This is a genomic window from Paenibacillus dendritiformis, assembly GCF_021654795.1.
In the GTDB taxonomy this organism is placed as follows: Bacteria; Bacillota; Bacilli; order Paenibacillales; family Paenibacillaceae; genus Paenibacillus_B.
On sequence record NZ_AP025344.1, the window covers coordinates 4,787,721 to 4,805,528 of the forward strand.

General features: G+C 57.1%; 13 protein-coding genes. All 13 read right to left on the reverse strand.

The features are described 5' to 3' along the window. Nucleotides 1-96: 96 nt before the first annotated feature. Complete coding sequence (locus tag L6439_RS21220; RefSeq protein ID WP_213469217.1) at nt 97-1,077, reverse strand: carbohydrate ABC transporter permease; 981 nt, start codon at nt 1,075-1,077, stop codon at nt 97-99. A 48-nt stretch (nt 1,078-1,125) separates the two neighbouring features. Next, nucleotides 1,126-1,989, reverse strand: coding sequence for a carbohydrate ABC transporter permease (locus tag L6439_RS21225; RefSeq protein WP_213469218.1), 864 nt, complete (start codon nt 1,987-1,989; stop codon nt 1,126-1,128). Between the two features lie 2 nt (nt 1,990-1,991). Continuing rightward, entirely contained in the window at nt 1,992-4,439 is a 2,448-nt protein-coding gene (locus L6439_RS21230; protein WP_213469219.1) for a DUF5696 domain-containing protein, read from the reverse strand. Next, complete coding sequence (locus L6439_RS21235) at nt 4,436-6,580, reverse strand: YIP1 family protein (protein WP_213469220.1); 2,145 nt, start codon at nt 6,578-6,580, stop codon at nt 4,436-4,438. The genes L6439_RS21230 and L6439_RS21235 overlap by 4 nt, the downstream gene beginning before the upstream one ends. 21 nt (nt 6,581-6,601) lie before the next feature. After that, nucleotides 6,602-7,510 (reverse strand): carbohydrate ABC transporter permease, encoded by a 909-nt coding sequence (locus L6439_RS21240; RefSeq protein ID WP_213469221.1) that lies wholly within the window; start codon nt 7,508-7,510, stop codon nt 6,602-6,604. Nucleotide 7,511: 1 nt separating this feature from the next. Continuing rightward, nucleotides 7,512-8,501 carry a carbohydrate ABC transporter permease gene (locus L6439_RS21245; RefSeq protein ID WP_237096575.1) on the reverse strand — a complete coding sequence of 330 codons (990 nt, stop codon included), beginning with the start codon at nt 8,499-8,501 and terminating at the stop codon, nt 7,512-7,514. Beyond that, the gene (locus L6439_RS21250) at nt 8,491-10,578 is read right to left on the reverse strand and encodes an extracellular solute-binding protein (RefSeq protein WP_237096576.1); all 2,088 of its coding nucleotides are present in this window, start codon (nt 10,576-10,578) and stop codon (nt 8,491-8,493) included. The genes L6439_RS21245 and L6439_RS21250 overlap by 11 nt, the downstream gene beginning before the upstream one ends. A gap of 153 nt (nt 10,579-10,731) precedes the next feature. Continuing rightward, complete coding sequence (locus L6439_RS21255) at nt 10,732-11,493, reverse strand: carbohydrate-binding protein (RefSeq protein WP_237096577.1); 762 nt, start codon at nt 11,491-11,493, stop codon at nt 10,732-10,734. Nucleotides 11,494-11,506: 13 nt separating this feature from the next. Beyond that, nucleotides 11,507-12,625 (reverse strand): ABC transporter ATP-binding protein, encoded by a 1,119-nt coding sequence (locus tag L6439_RS21260; RefSeq protein WP_172879001.1) that lies wholly within the window; start codon nt 12,623-12,625, stop codon nt 11,507-11,509. A 722-nt stretch (nt 12,626-13,347) separates the two neighbouring features. After that, complete coding sequence (locus L6439_RS21265) at nt 13,348-14,091, reverse strand: hypothetical protein (RefSeq protein WP_213469222.1); 744 nt, start codon at nt 14,089-14,091, stop codon at nt 13,348-13,350. Beyond that, entirely contained in the window at nt 14,075-14,362 is a 288-nt protein-coding gene (locus L6439_RS21270; protein WP_213469223.1) for a hypothetical protein, read from the reverse strand. Before L6439_RS21270 ends, L6439_RS21265 begins: the two co-directional genes overlap by 17 nt. 655 nt (nt 14,363-15,017) lie before the next feature. Then, nucleotides 15,018-16,562: a 2-isopropylmalate synthase gene (locus L6439_RS21275; RefSeq protein WP_213469224.1), complete on the reverse strand. Its 1,545-nt coding sequence runs from the start codon at nt 16,560-16,562 to the stop codon at nt 15,018-15,020. A gap of 166 nt (nt 16,563-16,728) precedes the next feature. Then, a complete protein-coding gene (gene ilvC, locus L6439_RS21280) occupies nt 16,729-17,721 on the reverse strand; it encodes a ketol-acid reductoisomerase (RefSeq protein WP_168181188.1) in 993 nt (330 codons plus the stop codon). Nucleotides 17,722-17,808: the final 87 nt, after the last annotated feature.

Consider the following 17,808-nt stretch of genomic DNA (forward strand, 5'->3'; position numbering starts at 1 on the left):
GAATAGTCCCGGCCCTACCGATCGAAAAATCCGCATCGATCGCAGCCGCAGGCTCTCGATACCATTTCAACCTGTGTTCAATATGCGGATTTCTATTTACTCTACCAACCCGGTACGTTCCACGCTCTCGACGAAAGAGCGCTGCGCGAAGAAGAAGATGAGCAGCGGAGGCAGCAAGGCCAGGAAGCTGGCCGACATCTTGATCGCTTCCACCAGCACGAGCGGCGCTTCTTCGCTGGCCAGCATGCTGCCGATGCTGGCATCCACCCGCGACATCTGCGTCGCCAGCGGCACGAGCGAGGACTGTCCCAGGAACATCCGCGGGTAATACGTGTCGTTCCACGTCCAGACGAAGGAGAACAGCGACACGACCAGAATCGCCGGCTTCGCGAGCGGGAACATCACTTTCCAATAGAACTTGAAGGCGCTCGCCCCGTCGATCTTCGCCGCCTCCTCCAACTCCTTCGGCTGGGTCGTATAGAATTGCCGGAAGATGATGACGAACAGCGCTCCCTTGATGCCGAAGCCGAAGATGGACGGGATGATGAGGGAGAACAGCTTGCCCTGCAGCCCCAGCTTCGTGTACATGATGATCATCGGAAGCACGATGACCTGCGGCGGGATGATGAAGGCAAGCACGAGCAGGAACGTCAATAGCTTTTTGAACGGGAACTGCATTCGCGCCAGCGCGTACCCCATCAAGCCGCAAGCCATGATATGGAACACGGCGACCAGGCTCGAGATCCCGATGCTGACGAACAGCGATTGCGAATATTTGAGCGCCGTCCACGCCTTCTCCAGGTGGCCGAAATACAGTTCATGCGGAATCCAGGTCACTGTCGGATCGTTCAGATCCTTTTCATTCATGACCATCTTGACCAGCATCTTGAAGATCGGATTCAAATAGATGTACGAGGTGACGAGCAGTATCCAATATATGAACAGCTTGAACAGCAGGCCGCGGTTCACTTCCCGGCCAAGCACGGCATAGCGGACCGTGTTCAGGCCGTCCCGCGCCCATCTTTTTTTGAAGCGCTCCGCCTTGACTCTCACGTTGACATTCACTTTTCCTATCATCCCCATCCTCCTCCCGTCATTCCCGCCGAATCCATTCGCTGCCGCCCGCTATCCGCGCCTGCGCGCGCTCCGGTTGATGCGCAGGAACAGGAACAGGACAAGGGACAAAAATACGACGATAATGACGAAGTATATCCAGGCCAAGGCGCTGTTGTATCCGTAATTGCCGGTATTGATCAGCTCAATGACCGGATTGTACGGGAAGGTGAACATATCGACGACGGTATAAATCAGATTCAGCAAAATAAACGGCGACATCGCGGGCAGGGTAATCTTCCAGAACACCTCCCACGGCGTCGCGCCGTCGATGCGGGCCGACTCGTAGGAAGACTTCGGGATAGTCTGTCTCCCGGCCAGGAAGATCAGGATCTGAACGCCGGAATACCAGAGCACGAGCACAAAGCGGTTCAATACGTCCTTGACCGGCTTCGCCCAGGAGCTTCCATTCAGAATTTCATCCAAATATTCTCCAATCGAGAAGCGGTCGAGGAAACCGAGCGTGCCCTCCCCCTGGTTCACGAACTCCGTCAAAATGTAACCGGAGGTGAAAATGATCGGGAGGAAAAATACGACCCGGAACAGCATCCGGCCGGGAAAATCCTGATTCAGCATGATCGCGATGAACAAGGAAAACACCAGTATAATCGGCACCATGATGACAATCTCCTGAAAGAACGGAATCAGGTTGTCGTACAGGGCGGAGCTGCCGAACAAAATTTCGCTGTAATATTTGAAGCTCTGAAAATCATACTTCAATCCGGTCGGCAGCACGGTCACTTTGTGGAAGCTCATATAGAGCGAGAACCCGAGCGGGAAGGCCATGAACAGCAGAAATCCGATAAGCCACGGACCGACGAACAACAAAGCCTCCAGATGGCGGGACGTTTTCGCTTTCAGCATTCTTTTGCCCATGTTCATCCCCTCCCCGGCACGACGGCGAAGTCTCTGGCCCCGACCCGGATGCCGTCCCGGTCGTACGGCGCATCGTTATAGTTCACGACAATCCGCTTGCCGTTCGCATACTCGGTCTCGGCGACCCCCTTCGCCAAGACGCGGTGGCCGACGATGAATTGATCCTGCACATCGCCCAGCGCCTCGTTGAAGCGGCTGTACTGCTTCGCGATCTCTACCGCCCAGTCTTTGTAATAGGTGCTGTAAAAAGCGTACAGCGAGCGCGTCCCGATGAGATCCTCCGATGGCGCAAAGGTGAGCATAAAGGCCGGAATGAAGCCGTACTCGATATTTTTGAGCAGGTACGTCCCGTAGTTGTCCGCAACGTTCGCATACCAGGAGGAATAGGTCACCAGTCCGTGCAGCGCAATCTGCGCGAACGGAACCGTCTCGTCGACAAAAAGATCGAAGGAATTCTCGTACGGCAGGCCGTTCACGTGGTCCACGTATTTCCAGGCATAATCGTTGCCGTTGGTCACATCCGCCGCGCCGATCAGTTCCTTCGTCTTCGCGAACAGGTTCTCCTGGATGCGGCGCGATTCCTCGCGGGTCGCGGCATACCGCGGATTGAAGTCGCTGTTCACCCATTCTCCCACGGCCCCGCCGTAGGACATGCCGTCCACCCCGAGCTGCTTCGCCTTCTCCAGATCGGCGAGCAGGATCTTCTCCAGGAAGCGCGGGCTGACCAACGTCTGGCTGGCGCCGTTCCGCTCCGTGAACTTGATGACGACGGAGCCGAGATCCTGCAGCCCGTCCCGGCTGCTGCGGAAGCCGTCGCGCCCGTTGTTATTGTACGTGTAGGAAGCGGCATCCAGCATGACGCGATGCCCTTTCGCATGGGCGAATTCCGCCAGATGGCGCATGCCGTCCATGCCGCCCAGGCGCGAATCGACCGGGAAGCGGCCGCCGTATTCGCTGAATCCCCCCCGCTGCCAACCTTGGTACGTAATCGACATCCTCTTCACGCCGACAGCGGTCAGCTCGTTCACGATCTCCTCCGCCTGCGCCGTCGTCGTCAGCGGCTCATACGTATCCCACAGGAAGCCTTTGCGGGAATCGGCGCCCAGCACATTGACCTGCAGCGGGATATTCGGGTCTTCGGCCTGGAGCGGCCGCATGCCGTTCTCCTCCATCAAGTGGCGGCGGTAGCGCTCTGCCATGCCGACGTAATCCGGCTTCGCCCCGTCCAGAAAGTAATAACGGACCGAACGGTCCCCGGTCGTGCGCTCCTTGCTGAACGTCTGGAAGCCGTTCAGCTTCCGCTTGTCGGTCGGCTGGAAGAACCGCTGCCGGTACGTGAACTCCGCCGCCGCCCAGTTGTATTGGTTCATTGACCTGGACGGCGCCGCCAGCACATTGCCGTATTCCGCCCCGTCCCGAAGCACGGCCAGCAGCGACTGGTCCCCCGACTTGATGCCGAACACCGGCATCCGGATCGGCTGGCGGGTCGAGAAGGAATTGTTGTTGTTGCTGAAAGCGAGATCCTCCCCATAGGACCGTTCGAAGTAGAAATTGTTGTTCGGCGGGCGATCCTTCTGGAACTGGATCAGCGTCCCCGGCCCATCCGGAATGAGCAGATAGCCGTTCTCCCGTTCCGAGGTGTAAGCGCCGAGGAACGGATACAGCCGGATTCCGGTAATGCGGGCGTCATTGTCCTTTTTCTTCTTGTTGTCCGCCTCGAACTGCCTCATCTCTTCGGCCGTCTTGCCGTCCTTGAAGCCTTCCTCCAGCACCCGCGTCTCGACGCTGTCGTCCATGAGCGCGACTTGGACCGGAACGGCGAACCCGATCTTCGGCATCGAAAAGGTAAGGCGGAAGCCGTCGTCCGTCACTTGGAACCGCTCGATGACGCCCTTCTGGTCGATGACGTTCGTCTCCTTGATCTGATCCTTGCGGACATTGAATTCGACATAGCGGATAAAGACCGGAGACTGCATATGCTTCTTCCACATGTCGGTGTTCTCACGGTCATTCCATCCCTCCGCATCGGGGAACGAGCGCCAGACGCTGCCGTTCCGCTTATCCTTCACGATGAAATGGCCGGTGTCCCGGTGAACCAGGAGCTGCAGCTTATCGTTCTCCGCCGCCGCAATGAACTGGTCGTCGGCCGGGAAGAGGTCCGCATAGCTGGTCTTGGTCTCCGTCTTCGCTGCCGGGCCCTTCGCCGCCGCGGCTTTCGCACCTGTGGTTTCCGCTGCTGCTGCCTTCGCGGCGCCGTTGTCTCCTGGCCCCGCGCCTGCGGCCTCGGCTCCGTCCCGGGCGGCGGGCGCCGCATTCCCGGAAGCCGGCGGCTCCGGCTTGTTCTCGGCCCTGCCCTGATAAGAGACGAGGACGAAGCTGGTCAGCGTCACGAGAAGGGCGATGGCGAATATTCGTCGTGTACTGTCCGCTCTGCTTAACGGCTGCTTCACATCGACACCTCCTGATAGATCGTATAGATAAAGTTCTGCAGCTCCGATGACAGACCGATCATGATGGAAATGAGCACCCAGGCAATGAGCATGGCGAAGGCCGTCAGCGACACATTGGCGAACGTCTCGCCTGCGCCGTAATTTTGCAGCGACTGAATCTTCCAAAAGAAGAGCAGTCCGCACCAGATGAACATGCCCGTCTCGAAGAAGCTGTAGATCGACTGTTCGCTATGGGTCATGACGTTCGACAGAGCGGCCAGGGGCAGTCCGAGCAGCACGATCGGGAACAAAGCGTACGCGCTGCCGACGAACACATCCTTGAAGCGGGCCTCGCCCTGGCGGATGCTGCCGATCAAGTAATTGCAGATGACCCAGGTCAGCCACGTGACCGCGAATACGAGCAGAAAGGTGTTGCTGCGTTCATTGCTCGGCACCGGCATGAACACGAAGCTGGTGAAATACTCCTTCGCCAGCAGAACGCCCGCCACGAGCGCTAAAATGATGCCGGCGCTGACATAGCCGCCCTTCTGCGCATAGCGCAAATCGCTGAAGCCGTCGATCGGGTACCGCAGGATGACGAAGGCTTGCTTCAGCTGCTGCACGAGCGGCTTGCGCAGCCAGGAGGCGCCGATGCGCGGCTTCCCCTTGCGGCGGAGTTCCCGCTTCTTCTTGCGGCCGCCGGCGATCAGGAGCAGCACAATGAGGACGAGCAGCCCGTTGGCCGCGTAGGCGAAATTGTGCTGGAACCATTGCAGGCGGAGCTGCCAGAACGCGTCGGAATACCCGGACGCGTCTCCGGCCAGCTTGAACAGCCGCAAGGCCTGCTCATAATCCTCGCGGTGGTAAGCGGCTTGCGCCAGTCCGCGATAGGCCGGCGAGTACAGGGCGTTCAGCCGCAGCACTTCCTGCCAGTGCGCTTCGCTCTCCTCATATTTGCCCTCCTGGGACAGCGCCGTCGCCTGCTGAAGCAGCATGCCGAATTCGGTCGGCTCGAGCACGTGAATCAGATTTTGCGAATCGTCCAGGATGTAGAGCGCATTGCGCGAATTGGCCGCGACGGAGACCGGACTCTGGCTGATGCCGAGCTGCGGCGTGCCGAACGTGACCGGCCCCGTCCAGAAGAACTGCATGCCGCCGCTCGGATTGTATTGGGTAACGGCATTGGACAGCTTGTCAATAGCGACCAGATTGCCGTTCCGAGCGACCGTAATATCGGTCAAGCCCGACTTCTGCTCTTCCCCGTTCTGCGCAGCCGCCTGATTGGCGGCGCGATTGCGGAATCTTGCTTCCAGCCCGAATTTTTTGTCCTTCCACTGGTTCTCGCCGCGGATGTTCAGCTTCTTCACCTGTTCCTTGTCCGTGGCGGATACCGTATAGATGAAGCCTTGCTCGTCAATATGAATGTTGCGGATCGTCGACGGCAGCGTCCGGACCTGACGGCTTAATTGCTCTTCGGTGTAGAACATTTTGCGCACCAGATCCATCAAAGTCACTTCGGTCAGGTTCGTGCCGTAGAAGCCGTAAAAGTTGCCCTCCGGATCAAGCTGGATAACCCCCTGGTAGCTACCGTTCGAGATGACATACATGAAGCCGCGGCTGTCGACGGCCAGATTGGTCGGCTCATAGGGGAAGGAGCCTTCAATGAACCTCGACTTCGGCCGTTCATATTTCGCCAGCACCGCCCCGTTCGCGTCCAGCTTGACGATCCGGTTGTTGCCGGTATCCGCGATGTAGATGATTCCGTCCTTCGTGACGAACACGCCCTGGGGCGACTTCAACCCCTCGGCGCGCAGCTCGCGGATGAATTCGCCGCCGCGATCGAGGTGAACGATCCGGTTGTTGTCCGTATCTGCGATATAGATCTCGTCCTTGACGTCAATGAACAGATCCTGAGGCCGCTTCAGCGGAGAATACTCCAGGACGGCTTCTCCTTTGGCCGTCTTCTCGATATATATGTTGTTCCCGATGACGGTCGCCGGATAATAGGCGGCCTGGCTTGGTATGGTGCGGTTATACCCGTCCTTGCTGAACGTGACGTAGGGCGGTTCCGCTGCGGCCGTGCAAGGAAATAAGACGATAGCCGCCAGCGTCAATGCGATGCCCAGCAGTTGCAGCCGTAATGTCTTCCCTCTCTTGTTCATCGTATGACCTCCGTAATAACCCTACTTGATTCCCGAGTGCGCCATCGTCTGGATCACTTTGCGCTGCGACAGCAGGAAGATGATCAGGTTAGGAATGAACATGATGAGAGATGCCGCGGCGGCCACGCCTTGTCTGGCTACGCCGTTCGCCAGATTGGACGTGAGCGACTCCACATAGAACGGCAGCGTCTTCATCGCGTCATTCTGCATGAACAGGGCGGATGTCTCCGCATTCCCCCACGCGGTCTGGAAGGACAGGATCGTAATGGTGGCCATCGCCGGCGACACAATCGGAAGCATGATCCGCGTGAAGATGTTCCACTCGGAAGCGCCGTCCAGCTTGGCTGCCTCCATCAGTTCGTTCGGCACCTGATCCATGAACTGCTTCATCAGGAACACGCCGACCGGAAGCGCCAGGATGGGCAGCACATGCCCCCAGTACGTATTCATAATGCCCAGGTACTTCACGACGATATAGCGCGGAATGCCCATCGTCTCGACGGCGATCATAATCGACAGCAGTATCGTGCCGAACACCAGCTTCCGCCCGGGGAACGGATGCTTCGACAGCGGATACGCGCACAGGGCGCCGAGCACGACCATGCCCACGGTCGACAAGACGGTCACGATGACGCTGTTGAGGATGAACCGGGTCACCGGCAGGAACGTATCCTGCGATGCATGAAGCAGATCGATGAAGTTCTGCATCGTCGGCTGCTTCACGAAGAAGGTCGGCGGGAACAAGAACAGCTCATGCAGCGGCTTGAAGGCGTGGTTGAAAATAAAGACAAGCGGCAGCAGCATAAATACCGCGAGCAGCGACAGCAAAATGAGCAGGGCGATCTGCGTCCCGTCGAGGTTGCGGAAGTCGCTGCGGTACAGCGACCACGTGCGCGATACTGCGCTTCTCATGCGCCGGAACAAGGCCATGCTATTCATCCTCCTTCGGCCCAAGCAGCATCCATAGGAACCGGCTGAGCAGTATCGTGACAATGAGGAGCGCGATCGATATCGCGCTCGCATATCCAAGCTCCAGGCGGGTGAACCCGAAGTCTTCGATATGGTTCATGAAGAGCTGCCCGGAGTAATCCGGCGTCGGGTTCATGCCCGACAGCTGCGTGCCGATCCCGCCGGCCTTCAGCGTGCCGACGATGGCCATAACCGCGGCGAACAGCATCTGCGGCTTCATCATCGGAATCGTGATATACCAGATCTCCTGCAGGCGGCTGCGGATTCCATCGATGCGGGCGGCTTCGTACAGTGTCCGGTCCACATTCAGAATCCCCGCCAGGATGGCCAGGAAGCCAAGCCCCATACTGGACCAGATGGAGACGATAATCATGATGATCATCAAGTAATCCTTGTCGATCGTGAACAGAATCGGCTGGTTAATCAGCCCCCATTTCAACAGAAAGCTGTTCATGTACCCGGTCCGGTCGCCCGTGAACATGACCTGCCAGACGACGACCATCGCGATGCCGCCTGTCAAGGACGGCGCGTACATCGCCAGCGCGTACCAGACGCGGATCATCGCCGGAAGCTGGGCGATCAGCCAGGCCAGGACGAACGCCAGGACATAGCCGATCGGGCCGACGAACAGCGCGAACTGGAATGAATTCGGGATGACATGCTTCAGAAAAATAACGTCCTGCGAAAATAAATTTTGATAGTTCATCCATCCGGCCCACTTCGGGAACTCGATGGAATTGAAATAGGTGAAGCTGAGCCCGACGCCCGTCAGGACCGGAACGATGATGAACAAGGTAAATACGATGAGGAACGGCGCGATAAACAGATAGGAAAGGCGGTACCGCCACATTTCCTTGCGCAGGTGATGCAGCTTACGCCCGAATCGGCTCCCCATCCGCGGACGAGTGGCGGCAAGCGGCTGCGGAATGGCCGGCTGTGCTTCATTCGACAAGTTGATCGACCCCTTTCCACGGTTGTTGGATGACCGGCAGATCAAGCGTCTTCCGCACCTCGCCGTTCGGTCCGATAATATCGAATTCCTGCTGCTTTCTTCTCAGCTCGCGCTTGATTTCCTTAATCGCCTTTTCCAGCGAGATGCGCGAATTTTCGGCGTCGACCACGGTGCGGTTCCAGGCGAAGCCGATCTCGCGGTCCGTCATATAACCGCCCGGCACCTGGGGGACCTCCTTCGTCCATGCCCACTGCTGAAGGATGATGCGGAGATCGTCCGGCTTCCATGGCATCTCGGCGAAGGCCTGCACATTGGCCGTGTTCCAGCGGAACGTCTCCCCGTGATACTGCTCCAGATTGAGGCCGAACTCGGTCTGCGTCTCGGTGGACGTATACCATTGCAGGAATGTCCATGCCTGCTTCTGCTTCTCCGGGGCAGAGCTCTTGAACAGCATGGCGTTCGACGGGTTGGATCCGCCGGACCATCTCGCGATGCGGCCATCCGGCTGCCTCGTGCCCGGAATCGGCGCGATCGCCCAATCATTGGCGATCTCCGGAGCGGCGACCAGCAGCTGCATGTACATGTTGAAATCGGACATCCCGATCGGGATGTCGCCTCGCCTGAACTGGTTGTAAAAGCTCTGCACGACCCGCTCCAGGCCTTGCACATTGTAGAAATCGGTCCACATTTTGTAAGCCTTGAACGCTTCCGGCGTATCGAGCCCGGTCGTCAATCCGGTCTGCGCATACATCTCGACCCCGCTCTGGAACAGAATCGGCGTATAGTCCGCCGGATCCATATAGAAGTTGTACTGGTTCTGCAGCAGCGTCGGCAGCATCTGATAGACGTCATCCCAAGTGTCGGGCACGCTCAGTCCCAACCGCTGCAGGACATCCTTGCGGTAGAACAGAACCTTGAAGCTGACGGTCTCCGGCACGCCGTAGTAACCGCCGTCATAATACAGCGGCTGCAGCATGCCCGGGCTGTACCGGGCGAAGAACTCATCCGCTCCCGGAAGCTCGCTCAGATTCAAGGCTGCATTCCGCAGCGCCATATCGAACGGCACGTTCGACGGGACGCCCAGGGCGATATCAGGCATCATGCCCGACGCATTGGCCAGCGTCAGCATCTGCGCATTCTGAATCAGGTTGATATGCACCTTGATTCCGGTCTCCGGGGTAAAGCGGTCATTGACCAGATGCTGGAGCTCATCGACGTAATCCCGGCCCCAGATCATCCACACATTCAGCACGCTGTCGTCCTTATCGCTGAATCCGGTCCGGTCCTCGAACGAGTAGGCGAGCGACTGGAACATGCCTCCGGCCTTTTCCCAGAAGCTCGAGGTCATGCGCGACAGCTCCTCATCCAGGGGAGCCAGGTAGATCTGGTCGAGCTGCAGCGGGCTGTTCATCAGCGTGGCACGGCTCGACTCGAGCGATTCCTGCACCGAGGCGATCCGCTCCTGGGAATAAGGGATTTGATTCGGCGTCTTCAAAATGCTTTTGATGTCTTCGGCCCCGTTTTTCAGCATTTGAGCCACATCGTCGGTCTTCGGGTTGATCTGCTTCATCTCGGCCTGGAGCTGAACGAACTGCTCCCGAATTCGCTCTAGCCGGTCGGTCAGGCCCGGAATATCCTTCTCTACATTCCACACCCGGTACTTGTCTTCGCGGTTACCGGTCACCATCCGCAGCTCCAGCAAGATCGCGCGCAGCTCCCGAGAGATGTGATCCATGCGGATAATGATGGACATGTACGGCGCATGCGTGGCCTCCATCGTAAGGGTGTGCCGTCCCTTCGCGAGATAGAAGGCGTAAGGCTCCCCGTCCGCATCTGACAGCGTGATTCCTTGCCAACCGGAATCATATGGGAACTGCACCTGCTCCATCTCGCGGAACGGAAGCTTGCCGTCAATCGTGAGCGTGCGGAAGACGGACATATTTTTGACCGTATTCTGGTTGGCGCGCAGCGCCAGCTTGTAGAGCCCATCCTGCGGCGCGTCGAGGGTCCAGGTGACCGCCTGCCCGCCTTTCGTCCAGCGGGCTCCGCCAAGCGTGTTGTACACGATGGCATTCATTGATGCCGGGTGGGAAAAAGGAGCGCGGTCATACACATTCTAAATCGAGGTGGAATTTTTGGCGCTGTACTGCTCGGCTTCAATCGTCAGCACGGCCCCCTCCCGGGCGGCGGCTGCCGGATATTGCGCCTTCACTTCGGCATACGCCGGCGCCTAGTCCGGCGGCAGCAGCGTGAACTGGCGGAACGCGACGGGCTGCTGCTGCATTTCCAGCCGAATCTTGTTCTTCCCCTGCTTCAAATGCCATAGCAGCGGCGTCGAATAGGCTCCGTTCGATTCCGTCACCATCTTCTCCTTCCAGCCCTTGAGCTCTTCCACCTGAGCCCGAATCTGATTGCCCCGGTCATCGAAGCGGGGCGGCTGGATGTCGCGGTACTCGCGCTCGAACGCGATCGCCCGCGCCTCGTTGAACGGATAGGCGCCATTGACGCGTGCCGACAGCATGACCGGCTGGCGGCCGCCTCCTTCGGCTACGGGCAGCGGATAATAGTCCGCCTTGATCTGATAGAGCCCGGCTCGGCTCACGTCCGCCTCATATTCGATCCAACCCCGCTGATTGGCCCAGATCAAAGCATCGCTCTCGCCTTCATAGGAACCTGTGCGGATTCCGGCATCCTCCGAGGCGGCCGAATACCGCGAAGCCGGAATGACGATCGTCTCCGTTCCGGAGGGAACGCCTTCCTGCCTCCATTGTCCGAGCACTTCCTGGTAATACGGTTCGATCCGGCTGTCCTCCGGCTCGCCGAACAGCGGTTCCGAGCCGCCCGGCCTGGCGGATGCGCCCGCCCCGTACACGGCTGCGGCTCCGTCATCCGAAGGGAGCAGGCCGCAGCCGAGACCGGCAGCGAGCAGGACGGCGAGGGCCAGCCCGACGCAAGCGGACAGCCGGCGATATTGATAGTTCCGCTTCTCCATACTTCATCCCCCCTCAATCCGTCAGGAGCATTTCCGTATCTTTATTGAAAAAAAGCGCCTTTTCCATGTTGATCGCAGCCGACACTTGCGTGCCCTCGTCACAGTGAATCCCTTCGCTGGCCCGAATGACGAGCGGACGCTCCTGCTTGATGTCGATATGGTAATAGCGGTCCGATCCGACGAACTCATTGAACTGGAGCGTCCCCGTCACAATGGAATGCGGCGAAGCCTCCATCCGGTGGGCTTCGAAGCTGATATGCTCCGGACGAATTCCCATAATGACGGTCCGATCGAGCAGCCTTTGTTTCCTGATAGCGCTTTCATGTTGTGGGGCAAGGCGGATAATGAACCTCCGCGTATGGAACTCCACATGCCCGTCATGGTGATGCAGACGCCCTTCGATGAAGTTCATCGGCGGATTGCCAATGAAGTTCGCGACGAACATGTTGACCGGACGGTTGTAGATAGTCTCGGGCGTATCGACCTGCTGCACCACGCCCCGGTTCATGACGACGACCCTGTCTCCCATCGTCATCGCCTCGATCTGATCGTGCGTGACGTAGATGGTCGTCACTTCGATCTTTTTGTGCAGGCTGATGATCTCGGAACGCATCTGGACGCGCAGCTTCGCATCGAGGTTGGACAGCGGTTCGTCCATCAGGAACACCTGCGGCGTCCGGACAATCGCCCGGCCGAGCGCGACGCGTTGGCGCTGGCCCCCGGACAGCTCCCGCGGCTTGCGCTCCAGGAAATTCTCGATCTCGAGCACCCGGGCCGCCCGCTTCACCGCCAGATCGATCTCATGCTTCGGCTGCTTGCGGAGGCGAAGTCCGAAGGCGATATTTTCATAGACGCTCATATTCGGATACAGGGCATAGTTCTGAAACACCATCGAGATGTCTCTGTCCTTCGGAGGGATGTCATTCACAATCGTGTCGCCGATGTAAATATCGCCTTCCGACACATCCTCCAATCCCGCCAGCATGCGAAGTGTCGTCGATTTCCCGCACCCGGACGGCCCGACCAGCACGATGAACTCCGTATCGTCGACACTCAGGTTGAAATCGCTTACAGCAACCTCTTTGTATTTGCCGTAACGTTTGTACACATGGTTAAACAAGATATTGGCCATGATACGATCCCTCCCGGTTTAACGTCATCTTACAAGGAAACCTGTTAATTTGGTGTTAAGAAACAGGATTCCGGTAATTTTTTTCGGGTTCTGCCCCACCAATTGCAAAGGATGGAATGAACAGGGGCGGGGAGCTTCAAGGATAAAGCGCCGGGGAAAATGCCGGGAGCGCACGCGGGAAGGAGGAAGGAAAAGGAAGGGGGTTCGTGTGCCCGGGCATGCCGGCGGGGACGCGGGAGGATAAGGTGAGCGGGACGATCCCATAGTGGTGGTACCGGGAGGAACATGAGAAGAAGAAGGGCGGGACAAGAGGCAAAGGCGAGTTCGAGAAGCCCCGGGAGAGCCCGTGCCCGCTGGGATACCAAATTCCTGCATGCGTGCAGCTTTTTGCCGGGATCCTCCGGGAAAACAGAAAATCCTGCAAAATTACAGGAATTTCAGGCTATAAAAGGTTATATTTCCTAAAATCAGCTAAAAAGATGTATATTTGCAGGATTATCGGAGAAAAGAGTCTTTTTAAGAAGAAAATACTGTAATATTGCAGCAATCCCCTCTCCCGCTCCGCCAAATGGATAGCGCCAAAAACTCAAGGCAAGATCGCCCCGGGTGAACATCCTTAACGCGCTTCGGTGGAGGTTAATCTGCAGAACTCCCTCTCCATACGCTTCCGTTCGTAACTCAACTTCCTCCTTGGTTCCGGTGCTGGCATTGATAGCTATAGATTAGCTGTTTATCGGTTCAAAAATGGCAACCTGCCGCTTCCCGGCTTTGAAAGGTTCCAATCTTCTAAATTTATCATGCCGCAGTTTCTGGCGCTTGTCCGCCACGACGGCCATGACGGAACGCCCCGGCTCGAGCCGCGCATACATATTGTCAAAAAAACGGGGCAACGGACTGCCGCACTCGCTCTGCCAATGAACGATCGCCCCATAAGGGAAATCGGTAAGAGCAATATCGGCCCCGCCTGCTTGTACGGGCAAATCCGCGCCGGACGATGCGGTAATATCATGATGAAACGAGGAGGTTTCTTCTATGTAGGAGTGCGCTAAAAGGCGAGCCAGCTTCTCGACGCTTTCCAGCGCCTCGCGATGCGAGGGCTTATTGAATTGCTCCAGCAGGCGCGCCAGCTCCTTCTTGCGCCGGCTCATCCCGTCCGCGGACAGCAGCGACAGATTCTTCTCCGCGATGCCGAGCACCTCCGGGTTCACATCGGAGGCGACAATCCGCTTTATTCGGTGGCCGTGCAGCAGGCCGACGACGGTAAGCATATACGCGCCGCCACAGCATGGATCATAGACGGCATACGGCTCTTCATGCCTTTTCCCCTCCAGGTGCCGGAAGCATCTCTGCATAATCTCGCTGGCGAGCCTTACCGGAAAAGCCGTCGTCCCCCGTGCACTATACAGCGCCCTTCCGCTCGCAAAATCTTCATAGCCGCTGGGCTTCGTCTCAAAAATATATTCCATTGCGCATAACTTTTCCCCCTGTAATTGCAAAACATAATGTATTCCAATATACACCATCGGGGCGAATTGGGCTATCCTGCCACTTTTCGTAACCAAGAGCAACGCAACGCATTGTGCTTCCTGAGCGGAAAAACATCATAAATGTCCATACAAAGGTGGACATAAAGGGGTTATACTTCTTACAAGGCAACTTTCTAGATATAGTTTTTATATCGTAAAATAATTCTATATATGGTGTTTTAATTGGAGAAGCACAAACTATCTCTTTCACAGAAAAGTGTCCACTATTTGAAAGACATTCTCTCTCGATTAGCCGCCATAAAAGGACAAATAGATAAGTTGAGCAAAAAATGCATGTCCCTTTTCACGAGCCACGCCAGTATGAACCAACAGTTAATTCAGGCGAGACTAGACATGTTATCTTATTTTACATTTTTCGCAACTTGAAGAGTCTTGTTAGCTTCCTCTTGCCCTCTTGACCATACACCGTAACCTGCTCATTCGCTCTATCTGCCATTCGGATGGAGTCGGGATTGATTTGAAGGTTCTGAAAAAAGTAGGAGCTCAGTTTAAAGCGGGGTTTACCTAAAGAGACGGATACACCGAATTTGTCCTTTACGAATGGAAAAACAGCATATTTGTCCATATAAATGTGGACATGAAGGGTTATTCTTTTAACGAGGTAAAATATCTGTATATAGAGAAATGTTCGCAGGAAGGTACTATATATAGTATCGTTTCAAATAAGCGCAAACTATTTCTTTCATAGAAAAGTGTCTACCATTTGGAAGACATTTCTTCGCGATTTTCCACTATGGAAGGACATAGTGCAGATCAGGGGTATCTTATGGATAAAAAAAGATGACCCCTGTTAAGAGGTCATCTCCAAGGCCGAATGGGCCCAAGCCAATGAGGCTGCGAAAAGATTAGATCAGCCCGATCTTGTCGCGCCGGCCGCCGAGCTTGCGCTTCTCGATGAGGCGGTTGAGGGCATCCACGTACGCGCGGGCGCTCGCCTCAAGAATGTCGGTGCTGACGCCGCGGCCCAGCGCGGGCAGGCCGTCCTGCGTCAGGACAACATGAACCTCGCCGAGGGCGTCCTTGCCGTGCGTAACCGATTTGATCGAGTAATCGGTCAGCTCGACTTGTTCCTGCGACGCCTTGTCAATCGCCATATAGATGGCGTCGACGGAGCCGTTGCCGCTCGCTTCCTCTTCCAGCACGTTGCCGTCGATCGTGACGAGGCGAACCTTCGCCGACGGTACGGATTGGTTGCCGTACTCCACATAGACGGTTTCCAGCTTGAACATTTCCGGCGTGTCGATTAGTTTCTCCTCGATCATGGCGCGAATGTCCTCGTCCGACACTTCCTTCTTCTTGTCCGCGATATCCTTGAATTTGGCGAAGGCGGCATTGACCTGCTCTTCGCTGAGCGTGTAGCCCAGATCGATCAGCTTCTCGCGGAATGCATGGCGGCCCGAATGCTTGCCGAGCACGAGCTTGCTCTCCTTGAGGCCGATGGTCTCCGGAGAAATAATCTCGTACGTCGTCTTCTCCTTCAGCATGCCGTCCTGGTGAATGCCCGATTCATGAGCGAAGGCGTTGGCGCCTACAATCGCCTTGTTCCCCGGCACGACCATCCCTGTCAGCTTGCTCACCAGCCGGCTCGTGCGCGCAATCTCGCTCAGGACAAGCGACGTCTTCGCCTGATAGAAGTCTTGCCGCGTCTCCAGCGCCAGCGCCACCTCTTCCAGGGCCGTATTGCCCGCGCGCTCGCCGATGCCGTTGATCGTGCCTTCGATCTGATCGGCCCCGTTCAGCACCGCCGCCAGCGCATTCGCCGTCGCCATGCCGAGATCGTCATGGCAATGCGCGCTAAGCTGAATCTTCTCGATGCCCGGAACATTCTCCTTCAGCGTCTTGAAAATGTTGCCGTACTCATACGGCGTCAAGTAACCGACCGTATCCGGAATGTTGACGACCGTCGCGCCGGCGCGAATCGCCATCTCGGTCACTTGGCAGAGGAAGTCGAGTTCGGTCCGCCCGGCGTCCTCCGGGGAGAACTCCACCTTCGAGAAATATTTCTTCGCATAGCGAATCGCCGCTTCGGCCGTCTCCAGCACCTGTTCCTTCTCCATGCGCAGCTTATGCTTGCGGTGAATCGGCGAAGAAGCGAGGAACAGATGGAGGCACGGATCCTGCGCGTTCTTCAATGCCTGGTAAGCCGCATCGATGTCCTGCGTCCGCGCCCGCGACAGCCCGACGATCGTCGCATTCTTCACTGCGGCGGCGACGGCCCCCACCGCGGCCGAATCCCCCGGAGATGCCGCAGGAAATCCCGCTTCGATGCGGTCGACACCGAGGCGCTCCAATTGGTAGGCGATCTCGAGCTTCTCCTTCGTATTCAAGTTCACGCCCGGAGATTGCTCCCCGTCTCTTAACGTCGTGTCAAAAATAAAAATTTTACGCATCGCTGCACCTCCGTTAATCTCTCGCCATATTACTATTCCAGTGTATGCACATAAAAGAACAGCGCCATCCCGCCTTGACGACGGGCGGGCGCTGTGCGATATCGCCTTCCGGCCTATAAGTCCGCGGCCGGCCGCTTGTCCGGCCCGGCTGGCGCAACACACATCACTACTTCTTGATCCAGTGCATCATCTCGCGAAGCTGGCCGCCGACCACTTCGATCGGATGGTTCGCTTCGTTGCGGCGAGTCGCGGTCAGGAACGGACGATCCGCTTTATTCTCCAGGATGAAGTCGCGCGCGAATTTGCCCTGCTGAATATCGGACAAGACTTCCTTCATCGCCTTCTTCGTCTCGTCGGTTACGATGCGAGGCCCGGTGACATAGTCGCCGTATTCCGCCGTGTTGCTGATGGAATCGCGCATCGTCGCAAGACCTCCTTCATAGATCAGGTCGACGATAAGCTTCATTTCATGCAAGCACTCGAAGTATGCCATTTCCGGGGAATAGCCCGCTTCCACGAGCGTCTCGAAGCCGGCTTTGATCAGCGCGCTGACGCCGCCGCACAATACCGCTTGCTCGCCGAACAAGTCCGTCTCGGTCTCTTCCTTGAAGGAAGTCTCGATCACCCCTGCGCGCGTGCAGCCAATGCCTTTGGCATAGGCCAGGCCGATCGCCTTCGCATTGCCTGTCGCATCCTGCTCGATCGCGATGAGGCCCGGAACGCCGAAGCCTTCGACATACGTGCGGCGAACGAGATGTCCCGGCGACTTCGGAGCCACGAGGAGCACGTCATTGTCTTTTGGCGCGACGATTTGCCCAAAGTGTACGTTGAAGCCGTGGGAGAACATCAAGGCAGCGCCTTTCTTCAGATTCGGAGCAATTTCCGCATGATATACGGCCGCCTGCGTTTCGTCCGGCATGAGGATTTGCACGACATCCGCGCGGCTGGTCGCTTCGCCTACGCTCAATACTTCGAACCCGTCGTTGCGCGCTTTGTCGGCCGATTTGCCTTCACGGAGCCCGATAACCACTTGAAGTCCGCTGTCGCGCAGGTTTTGCGCTTGGGCATGCCCTTGGCTGCCGTAGCCGATAACCGCAATCGTCTTGCCCTGCAATACACTTTGATCTGCGTCTTTTTCATAATACATGGTAACTGCCATTTGTATGAGTCCTCCTCTTTCTTCCTATTAATAAGTGAGATAATAATCAACCCCGAATGAATGAGGGTATTTCAAGGGACAATCGGT